Source organism: Pseudomonas canadensis (genome assembly GCF_030980095.1).
Classification (GTDB): Bacteria; Pseudomonadota; Gammaproteobacteria; order Pseudomonadales; family Pseudomonadaceae; genus Aquipseudomonas; species Aquipseudomonas canadensis.
This window is the reverse complement of the sequence record NZ_CP133298.1, coordinates 2,487,561-2,498,461: the sequence shown is the minus strand read 5'-3', so window position 1 is coordinate 2,498,461 and position 10,901 is coordinate 2,487,561. Positions and strand designations below refer to the sequence as shown.

The window sequence follows — 10,901 nt, the reverse complement described above, 5'->3', positions numbered from 1 at the left end:
TGAGCAACCTTGTTGTTGTGGTGAGCGGGTTTGCCCCGCGCTGGGGCGCGCAGCGGCCCCAACACAGCCACCGCGTTCTTTCAGGTAAAACGAGGCGGCCGGATTAGGGCCGCTGCGCGCCACAGCGCGGGGCAAGCCCGCTCACCACAGCAAGTCCCACTCGCCATAAAACGCGCCCGGTTCCAAAATCAGGGGGTTTTCAGCTTCAGGTGACGCGCATACCACGGCCGCTTCGGCACCCGTTTGAACAGGCCCTGCAACATACCCTCGTCTTCGCCAAAGGTAATACGCAGGGCCAGCTTCATGACCTCCGGGTCCATCTCCATCGACTTGCCCACCTGCAACCCCGGCGTGGTGCTGCAGCCATGGGTATCCGGGCCTAGCCAGGGATCGCCGACTTCCACCCAACGGCCCGGTGCGAACCAGGCCACGCCGTTGACTTGCAGGCGCTGGACTTCGCCCGGATTGAAGCGCTCATGGGCGCGAAACCAGTCTTCGATGCGATCGTCGATCCAGCCATGGAAATGCCAGAACACCGGATTGACATGGGATGAGAACGGGTCGCCGAGGAAGTCGTTTTCCGCTGCATACCAGCGCGCTGCGAAGTCAGCGGGGTCACGGGCCATGGGCACGGGGGCGCCGTTGGAGGGGTCGCGCGGCACGGAGGCCCAACGCATGTGCAGCCAGTCGTGCAGGCCCAGCTCCATTTCGGAGCCCAACTGGCCCAGGGTGAATTTGGCCAGGTAGCGCGGGTCGCGGTATTGGGACTCCCACACCTGGAAGTTGCTGTGATAGGTCTCGGCGGCCTTGATGTCGCTGACCCACTGGGTGTATTCGGTGTCGTCCGGCGCCGACCAGGTGGGCGGCAGCGCGAAGCCGTCGTGGTTGTCGAAGTAACGCAGAAAGCCCAGGCGATCACGCTCCAGGGCCGGTTGCGGTTCGGGAAATTGCGGCCATGAAGGCAGATCCTGCATGGAGCGCGCGGTGCCGAGCATGTGGCGGTGCATGAAGAAGAAGTCGATACCCGAGCCGTTACGGTCCTTGCGTTTACCCCGGGCATCGCGTTCCTGGCCGCGTGGGCCGGGTTGCCAGCCAATACCACGCAGGGCGTCGCGTTTTTCCTCGGAGAGTTTGTGCCACTGGTCACGGGTGGCGTGCCACAGTTGATGGAACAGGCGGTGTTCGGGCGCAATCAGCCAAGCCAGCAAGGTCGGGTTGAGGCCGATGCGCTGGCGGGCTTCGGGGAACCACTGCTTGTGGGCGATGAAGCGATTATCGCGCTCAACCCATGCAAGTGGCCGATCCAGGTCGAGGATCTGCCCACTGAGGGTGCTGCTGCCAGCGTTGGCAAAGGCCGCCCAGACCTCATCAAGGGTCATCTTGAATTCATAGGCGGGTGTACCGTCGACCGAATCACGGTCGATCAGGCGCCAGTAGAGCACAGCGCTCTCCCCCGTCAGCAGGTCACCCAGCACACGGTAACGCGGCTCGCCTTCGGCGCGCAGGTGGGCGGCGGTGTCCAGGTAACCGCGCAAACCGCGCCCACGGGGCGCGATGTCGAGCAGCAGTTGCAAATCTTGCAGTGGCAGCCCTTTGAGGCCGGCGTCGCGACCTTCCAGGCGCAGGTCCCACACCCCACGCAGGGTGTTTGCCAGGTGCTGACCGGCAGTGTCGGCCAGGTCCACCGTGGCTTCGCCGGGGGTGATGGGGAATTCTTCTTCGCGCGTCAACTCGCGATGGGCATAGAAAGCGGCAGGCACGGCAGCGCCTGTCAGCGCCAGGCCTGCGATGAACCCACGTCGAGAGATGGTCATTGTCTACCTTAGGAAACGGCTTTATCAGAGCTAGAACGTTTGCCCGCCGGGGAAATTTACCGAGGCGCCCTCGCCGCCTAAATTTTGCCGCCGATCACTCGTTCTTCCCTGATAGCGAAGGCCTCAACTGACTGAGATGGCAATGACAAAACCACGTTCGAAAAAGGCGCTGTACATCGGCCTGCCGCTGGCACTGGCCATCGGTGCCGGAGCCGGTTTCCTGGTCTGGGATCACTGGTTCAAGGGCAATGCCGGCTACCCGCTGGCGGTGATCAAGCAGGCCAACGAAATGCAGGACCGACTGCTGTCGTTCGACAGCCATATCACCGTGCCCGTGGATTTCGGCACCGCCGGCAACGAGGCGGACAAGGACGGCGAAGGTCAGTTCGACCTGGTCAAGGCGGCACGCGGGCGTTTGTCCGGCGCAGCGTTGACCATCTTCGGCTGGCCGGAAATCTGGAACGGCCCCAACGCCCCGCACAAACCCACCGACGGTTTTGTCGAGGCCGCGCGCAACGAGCAGGAAGTGCGCTACAAGATCATCAGCGGCATGGTGCGCGACTTCCCCAATCAGGTCGCCATCGCCTACACCCCGGATGACTTCCGGCGCCTGCATGGCGAAGGCAAGTTTGCGATCTTTATCAGCATGCTCAACGCCTACCCACTGGGCAACGACTTGAACCAGTTGGACCTGTGGGCGGCGCGCGGCATGCGCATGTTCGGCTTCAGCTATGTGGGCAATAACGCCTGGTCGGACTCATCGCGACCACTGCCGTTTTTCAATGATTCCACCGACGCCCTTGATGGCCTGTCGGACATCGGCAAACAAGCGGTGCACCGCCTCAATGACCTGGGGGTGATCATCGATGTATCGCAAATGTCGACCAAGGCGCTGGAGCAAGTGGCGCAATTGAGCCGCACGCCGATGGTGGCGTCCCATTCGGCGCCGCGCGCCTCCGTGGATATCCCGCGCAACCTGAGCGACAAAGAGCTGCAACTGATCAAGAACAGTGGCGGCGTGGTGCAGATCGTAGGCTTCTCCGCCTACCTGCGCCCGCTGAGCCAGCCGACCCAGGACAAACTCAACGCTCTGCGCGCACGCTTCGACCTGCCGCCCCTGCCTAACCTGGCCGTGGCCCTTATGCCGGGCGACGCGATCATCGCCGCCTGGCCGGAACACAAGTTCGGCGAGTACGCCAGCGCGCTGTACGGCATCCTCGATGAAGAACCGAAGGCCACCCTCAAGGACCTGGGCGATGCCATCGACTACACCGTGCGCAAGATCGGCATCGACCATGTCGGCCTGTCGTCGGACTTCAACGATGGCGGCGGCGTCCAGGGTTGGAACAACGTCGGCGAAATACGCAACGTCACCGCCGAACTGATCCAACGCGGCTACTCCGAAGCCGATATTGCCAAGCTGTGGGGAGGCAACTTCCTGCGGGTGTGGGACCAGGTCCAAAAAGCCGCCAAGCCCTTGGCCAACCGTTAATCATCTAGAAGCCCGTCCATGACCGACCGCCGTACCTTTCTCAAGCAGGCTGGGGTACTTGCCGCCAGCCTGCCACTAGGCGCCGCCCTGCTTCCGCAGGCCATCGCCGCCAACGCAGCAACCGATGACCCATGGACGGGACTCAAGCAACTGTTCAACCAGGACCCGGACTACCTGCATTTTTCCAACTTTCTGGTGGCAACTCACCCCAAGCCGGTGCGCGAGGCCATCGAGCGCTACCGCGCGCAGATCGACCGCAACCCAGGGCTGGCCATGGACTGGGACCTGCAGGAAACCTGGAAGCGCGAAGGCCAGGTGCGCGAATGGGCCGGCCGTTACCTGAAGGCCACCCCACCGCAAATCGCCCTGACCGGAAGTACGTCCGAAGGCTTGGCGATGATTTATGGCGGGATCAAGGTACGGCCTGACCAGGAGATCCTCACCACCGTCCACGAACACTACGCCACCGAGTTCAGCCTGGATTTCCGGGTGCGCAAGGAGCAGACCCAGGTCCGCAAGATTCGCCTGTTCGACAACGCCAACCGCGTATCGGCCGACGAGGTGCTGGGCAACATCCAGCGCAATATCCGCGCCAACACCCGCGTACTCGGCATGACCTGGGTGCAGTCCGGCAGCGGCGTGAAGCTGCCCATCGGCGAGATCGGCAAGCTGGTGGAAGAACACAACCGCAACCGTGACGACAAGGACCGCATCCTCTATGTAGTGGACGGCGTGCACGGTTTCGGCGTGGAAAACCTCGACTTCCCGGACATGCACTGCGACTTTTTCATCGCCGGCACCCACAAATGGATGTTCGGCCCACGCGGCACCGGCCTGGTCTGCGCCCGCGACTCGCAAAACAAGTATGTGACACCGATGGTACCGACCTTTTCCGAAGACAAGGACTTCGCCACCATCATGACCCCGGGCGGCTACCACGCCTTCGAGCATCGCTGGGCGGCGGACGAGGCCTTCAAACTGCACCTGCAACTGGGCAAGGCGCAGGTGCAGGCGCGGATTCACGCACTCAATACCGAACTGAAAGAGCAATTGCTGGCCCACCCGAAGATCGAACTGGTCACCCCGCACAGCCCTGAACTGTCCGCTGGTTTCACTTTCTTCCGCGTCAAAGGCCAGGACAGTGATGCCGTGGCGGCCTACATGATGAAAAACCGCGTGGTGATCGACGCGGTGGACCGCGATGTCGGCCCGGTGATCCGCACCGCCCCCGGCCTGCTCAATTCCTCCGCCGAGATCCAGCGCTTCATGGCCTTGCTGAGCCAGCGGGCGTGACGCACACCTTTTCCCCTTTGAATGAGAGGCCCACATGAACAAACCCCTCACGGCCCTGGCGCTCACCGCCCTGTGCGGCGCCTTGCTGCCCAACCTGGCCCAGGCCGCCGCGCCGCAACCCGGCAAGGTGTTCAAGGATTGCAAGGACTGCCCGGAAATGGTGGTGCTGCCCGCCGGCACCTTCACCATGGGCACGCCCGAGGATGAAGTCGGCCGCGAGCCGGATGAAGGCCCGATGCATGAGGTGACCTTCGCCAAGCCATTCGCCATGAGCCGCTTCCACATCACCGCTGGCGAATGGGACAGCTACGTGCGCCAGACCGGCGTGAAGATCGCCGATGGCGACACCCGCCCAGGCCGCGAGTGCATCGCCAGCAAGCCACGCTATCCCCAAGGCCCGCGCCAGCCGGCGGTGTGCATGGACATGGATGACATCAAGAACTATGTAGCTTGGCTATCGAAAAAGACCGGCCAGCAGTACCACATGGTCAGCGAGTCCCAGCGCGAATACGCCGCACGCGCCGGCTCTACCGGGCCGTTCCCCTTCCCGTTCGATGAAGGCAAGGACTACAGCATCGCCAAGCACGCCAATACCTATGGCCCCACAGATGGCTACAGCTACTCGTCGCCGGTCGGCAGTTACCCGCCGAATGCGTTTGGCATGTACGACATGCATGGCAACGTCTACGAGCGAGTGGCCGACTGCGAACATCCCAACTACATCGGCGCGCCTACCGATGGCAGCGCGTGGATGGAGCCTAACTGCGAGGGCTACATGATCCGGGGCAATGACTGGGGTGAAGCGCCGGTGTTTTCGCGCTCGGGGAATCGCAACACCATCTATCCGCAGACGCGGGGGGATTGGATTGGGTTCCGCGTAGTGCGCGACCTGTAACACCCAGGAGATTTAATGTGGGAGCAAACCCGCTCCCACATTCTTAACCGTGCCCGCTTAGATTCCCTTCTGCGCCAGCAACGCCAAGCCTTCATGCAACGCCGGGAACAGGCTGTTGTTGAAGTTGTTCCAGCGCAATTCGAGGATGGTGTCTTCCGGCGTGATCTCGGTCTTGAGCACGTCGTGGAACACCTCGCCCGAATCAATGCCGTTGTCGACGTAGTGGAACGAGGCGCCGGTGAGGTACAGCGGTTCCGAAGGCGTGGTGGCCTTGGTCGCCCAATCCGTAACCGTCAGACCACGTGCGCCATACAAGGCGTTCCAGGTGGCGTAGGCACCACGGCGCTCGTACGGCGATTCAATACGGGTAATGCCCGGATGGATGTTCATGATGCGCCGGGCAAACGGCGCACCAGGGCGCACCAGCTCATCCAGGATCACCAGCAGGCCGTCCAGTACCACGATATCGGCCTTCAACTCCACCAGCGTGTCATGCAGGCGGCGTTCGAAATCCTGCTTGCCGGCGATATGTTCCGCACTGCCCCGAGGCAGGCGTCGATAGGTCGACGGCACGCTCAGCAGCAAGTCATTGACCAGGCGCCCCTGCACGCGCAGGTCGGCCGGATACAGCCACTGGCGACCCGGCTGGTAGGCAAAACCGTAGTCGGCCACCAATTGCTGATCCCGCGGGTTCTGCTCGTCATCGTCATACACCACGCCCACCAGGTTGTAGGCCTCGCCCAGCGGCGTGTCGTTCAGCGCCCCCACCAGGGATTCCAGCACCGACATCATGTAGCGCTCATGGTCCTTGTAGGCCACCGGCTGCCCGGCCTTGTCGGCCGCGGCATTGCGCAGGGACCACACGTACACCAGATTCTTTTTCGTCATTGTTTCGCTCTCGCTGGATAGATCAGGCACGCCAATACGCGTGCGCCTACACCACAAGAACGAACCAGCCCCCTTGCAATTTATCCACCCCCTTCACCGCCCGGCACACCGAGCTAAATAGTCGCGCCAATCCTTCGTTTGTCATGGGTAAGGGTCTGTGTGCCCAGCCCCCTCTTTTTTCACTTTCCGGGAAGTATTTATGACCGACCCCAAGCGCGGCGCCTTCAACGGTCTGCTCGCATTGCTCAGGCCCTTTCGCACCATCGTGACGGTCTCCGTCGCCCTGGGCATGGCCGGCGGCCTGGCCATCACGTTGCTGCTGGCGACGATCAACAACGCCCTGCACTCTACGACCGGGATGACGCAGGGGGTGATCCTGACGTTTGCGGCGTTGTGCCTGTTGGCCCTGACCAGCTCGATCGTCTCGGATATCGGCACCAACTACGTCGGCCAGCGAATTATCGCGGCCCTGCGCAAGGACCTGGGTGAAAAAGTGCTGTCGGCGCCCATCGAACAGATCGAACAGTACCGCTCCCACCGCCTGATTCCGGTGCTGACCCATGATGTCGACACCATCAGTGACTTTTCCTTCGCCTTCACTCCGCTGGCCATCGCAACGACGGTGACCCTGGGCTGCCTGGGCTACCTGGCCTACCTGTCGGTGCCGATGTTCCTGATGATGGTGGTCGCCATCATCATTGGCAGCAGCGTGCAATTCATCGCCGGTGCCAAGGGCATTCGCGGTTTCGATGAGGCCCGCGACCAGGAAGACGAGCTGCAACGCTACTATTCCGCAATCGCCTCGGGCGCCAAGGAATTACGCATCCACCGGCCCCGCCGCTACCGCATGAACACCCACCGCATCCAGGAAACCGCCGACCGTATCAGCGATATCCAGGTGCGCTCGGTGAACATTTATATCGTCGCCAAAACCTTCGGCTCGATGCTGTTTTTCGTGGTCATCGGCCTGGCCCTGGCGATGCAGGCCTACAGCCCCAACCCGGACCCGGCGGTGATCACCGGCTTCGTACTGGTGCTGTTGTACATGAAAGGCCCGTTGGAGCACGTGGTGGGTTACTTGCCAATCATCGGCAAGGCGCGGATTGCCTTTGCGCGCATCACCGAATTGTCCGACCGTTTCTCGTCGCCCGAACCCCACCTGTTGATGGATGGCAGCGAAGCCCCCACGCCGGTGGTCAACAGCCTGGAACTGCGCGGCGTCAGCTACAGCCCGCCGCCGGTGGAAGGCAGCCAACCGTTCCACCTTGGGCCGATCAACCTGAGCATCAAACAGGGCGACATCGTGTTTATCGTGGGCGAGAACGGCTGCGGCAAGACCACCCTGATCAAGCTGTTGCTGGGCCTGTACCAACCCCAGGCCGGGGAAATTCGCCTCAATGGCGAAACCGTGACCGATCCGGCGCGCGACGACTACCGCCAGTTGTTCACCACGGTGTTTGCTGACTATTACCTGTTCGATGACCTGGTCCAAGGCAGCGCCACCCAGTCACTGGACAGCGCGACCAAGTACCTGGAGCGCCTGGAAATCGCGCACAAGGTCAGCGTCAAGGACGGCGTGTTCAGCACCACCGACCTGTCCACCGGCCAGCGCAAGCGCCTGGCCCTGGTCAATGCCTGGCTGGAAGAACGGCCAGTGCTGGTGTTCGACGAATGGGCCGCCGACCAGGACCCGGCCTTCCGCCGCGTTTTCTATACCGAGTTGCTGCCGGACCTCAAGCGCCTGGGCAAGACCATCATCGTGATCAGCCACGACGACCGCTATTTCGACATCGCCGACCAGTTGGTGCGCCTGCGCGCCGGCCAAGTGGTGCACGAAATGGAACCGGCGTGAATTTCTTTTCCGGTTTCTGCAGGTAGGAACGTCTCACTAGTGGTAATGAGAACCAACCCCAACAAATATTTAAAATCTGCCCACTAAATACCTAGAAGAGAATTCACCCATGCCAGCAACATTTGGTCTGAGTCCCTTGAGCAAGGCACTCTCCATGCGCCGCCTCTTGAACACCCACGTGCGACCTGGCGCGATTGCCGTTGCGCTGACGCTGCCAGTCGCCGGTTATGTTCAGGCGCAGGAGATCGAGCTGAATGTCCCTGCACAGTCGCTGGGTAGTGCTCTTCAAGAGTTTGGTAAGCAGGCCAACCTGCAAGTGCTGTACAGCCCGACCGACGTCGAAGGTAAGCGCAGCCACAAGGTCAAGGGCAAGTTGCAGCCTGGCCAGGCCATGACCACGCTGCTGACCGGCACCGGCGTGGACTTCGACCTGCAAGGCAACACAATGACACTGACTGCCGGCCGCTCGGCCGCCCTGGAGCTGGGCGCCACCCAGGTGACCGCCAACCAGCTCGGCACCATTACCGAAGGTTCGGGTTCCTATACGCCCGGGACCATCGCGACCGCGACCCGCATGGTGCTGACGCCACGGGAGACGCCGCAATCGATCTCGGTGGTGACCCGCCAGGCCATGGATGACTTCAACCTCAAATCGATCGACGACGTGATGCGCCATACCCCCGGCATTACTGTTGCCGCGTATGACAGCGAACGCACCAGCTACTTCTCCCGTGGCTTTGCCATCCAGAACTTCCAGTACGACGGCATTCCCATCCTGCAAGACGCCCAGTATTCGTCCGGCCACACCCTGACCGACACAGTGATCTACGACCGCGTCGAAATCCTCAAGGGCGCGACCGGCCTGCTGACCGGCGCCGGTGGCCCTGGCGGCACCATCAACATGGTCCGCAAGAAGCCGACCTCGGAATTCAAGGGCTACATCGACCTGGGCGCCGGCTCCTGGGACAACTACCGCTCGGAAGTGGATGTGAGCGGTCCGCTCACCGAATCCGGCAACGTGCGTGGCCGTGCGGTGGCCGCCTACCAGGACAAACACACGTTCCTCGATCACTACCAGCGCAAGACCAACGTGTACTACGGCATCCTGGAATTCGATCTGGCGCCGGACACTCTGCTGACCGTCGGCGGTGACTACCAGGACAGCGACCCACAAGGCTCCAGTTGGTCAGGGGCGGCGTCGCTGTATGACTCCGAGGGCAACCGCATCAGCACCTCGCGTTCGTTCAACAACGGCGCCAAGTACAGCAAGTGGGCCCAGTACACCCGCACCGGTTTCGCGACCCTGGAACATACGTTCGATAACGGCTGGGTTGGCAAGGCGCAGTACAACCACCAGATCAACGGCTACAAGGCACCGTTGTCCGCCCTGCTAGCACCGAACGCAGCCACCGGCAAGGCTTCGCTGCTTACGCGTACCTACAATGGCGAGACCACCAGCGACACCGGCGACCTGTACGCCACCGGGCCTTTCAGCCTGTTCGGCCGCGAGCATGAACTGGTGGTCGGCGCCTCGGTCTCGCGCTCCCGCTGGCTGGGCCGCGACTACACCAACGCCACCAACTACAACAACAGCCACGATTACTTCGATTGGGACGGCGACGCACCCAAGCCTGACCGTGGCCCGCAGACCAAGCGCAACGACGAGCTGACCCGCCAGAGCGCCCAGTACATCACCGGCCGCTTCAGCCTGGCCGATGACTGGCACCTGATCCTGGGTACCCGAGTCAACAACTACGAGGTCAGCGGCACCAGCCAGGTCAAGGACACCGGCAAGGTCGTGCCTTACGCCGGCCTAACCTACGACTTCACCGAGAACCTCTCGGCCTATGCCAGCTTCACCGAGATCTACCTGCCTCAGGACGACTACCGCGACCGCAATAACAAGCCGATCGAACCGGATGAAGGCAAGAACTATGAGGTCGGCTTCAAGGGCGAGTTCTTCGATGGCCGCCTCAACGCCAGCCTCGCCTACTTCGAAGTACACGAGAAAAACCGTGCCATCGACGACAATGACTACATACCCGACAGCTACCCTGGTCTTGACTACGCGTCCAAGGGCACCGAGGCCAAGACCAAGGGCTATGAAGCGGAAGTCTCCGGCGAGCTGGCCCCCGGCTGGCAGTTGCAGGCGGGCTACACGCACAAGATCATGCGCGACAAAGACGGTGAAAAACTCTCGACCTGGGAGCCGGAAGACCAAATCAACCTCTACACCAGCTACAAGCTGACCGGCGCCCTCGACAAGCTGACCCTGGGCAGCGGCGTGCGCTGGCAGGGTACGGGCTGGAAGGTGCTGACCAACAACTACGCCACCGGCAGCCAGGATAAACTCTCCCAGGATCCGCTCTGGCTGGTGGACCTGATGGCCCGTTACCAGGTCACCGAGAACGTATCGGCCAGCCTCAATGTCAACAACATCTTCGACAAGAAGTACTACACCAACATCGGCTTCTACAATTCGGTCTACTACGGTGACCCGCGTAACATCATGCTCAGCACCCGCTGGAACTTCTGATGCATAGACGCTAGTCGTTCCAACCAAGCCCCTGGCCATGCGCAATGACCAGGGGCTTTTTAGTGCGCGCCTGCCCGTACACCCGGCACAAAAAAAGCCCCTGGCCGTAGAGGCCAGGGGCTTGGGTTGCT

At 62.0% G+C, this 10,901-nt stretch carries 7 protein-coding genes; 5 read left to right on the top strand and 2 right to left on the bottom strand.

Annotated elements, in window-relative coordinates:
* Positions 1-188: 188 nt before the first annotated feature.
* Positions 189-1,814, bottom strand: coding sequence for a pyoverdine maturation tyrosinase PvdP (pvdP, locus tag RB216_RS11560; protein ID WP_305384836.1), 1,626 nt, complete (start codon positions 1,812-1,814; stop codon positions 189-191).
* 142 nt (positions 1,815-1,956) lie between these two features.
* Between pvdP and pvdM the strand changes: the two genes are divergently transcribed.
* The 3 genes from pvdM to pvdO are packed head-to-tail and all read left to right on the top strand — an operon-like array spanning position 1,957 to position 5,494.
* Positions 1,957-3,306: a pyoverdine-tailoring dipeptidase-like protein PvdM gene (pvdM, locus tag RB216_RS11555; protein ID WP_068934225.1), complete on the top strand. Its 1,350-nt coding sequence runs from the start codon at positions 1,957-1,959 to the stop codon at positions 3,304-3,306.
* A gap of 18 nt (positions 3,307-3,324) precedes the next feature.
* Positions 3,325-4,599, top strand: coding sequence for a pyoverdine-tailoring periplasmic protein PvdN (pvdN, locus tag RB216_RS11550; protein WP_305384832.1), 1,275 nt, complete (start codon positions 3,325-3,327; stop codon positions 4,597-4,599).
* 34 nt (positions 4,600-4,633) lie between these two features.
* Complete coding sequence (gene pvdO, locus RB216_RS11545) at positions 4,634-5,494, top strand: dihydropyoverdine dehydrogenase (protein ID WP_028615826.1); 861 nt, start codon at positions 4,634-4,636, stop codon at positions 5,492-5,494.
* A gap of 57 nt (positions 5,495-5,551) precedes the next feature.
* On the opposite strand, the gene RB216_RS11540 is transcribed toward pvdO, so the two are convergent.
* A complete protein-coding gene (locus tag RB216_RS11540) occupies positions 5,552-6,382 on the bottom strand; it encodes a formyl transferase (RefSeq protein ID WP_068934232.1) in 831 nt (276 codons plus the stop codon).
* A gap of 199 nt (positions 6,383-6,581) precedes the next feature.
* On the opposite strand from RB216_RS11540, the gene RB216_RS11535 reads away from it, so the two are divergent.
* Together RB216_RS11535 and RB216_RS11530 are read left to right on the top strand one after the other, a co-directional pair.
* The gene (locus RB216_RS11535; RefSeq protein WP_016977212.1) at positions 6,582-8,234 is read left to right on the top strand and encodes a cyclic peptide export ABC transporter; all 1,653 of its coding nucleotides are present in this window, start codon (positions 6,582-6,584) and stop codon (positions 8,232-8,234) included.
* A gap of 154 nt (positions 8,235-8,388) precedes the next feature.
* Positions 8,389-10,770 (top strand): TonB-dependent siderophore receptor, encoded by a 2,382-nt coding sequence (locus RB216_RS11530; protein WP_308908714.1) that lies wholly within the window; start codon positions 8,389-8,391, stop codon positions 10,768-10,770.
* Positions 10,771-10,901: the final 131 nt, after the last annotated feature.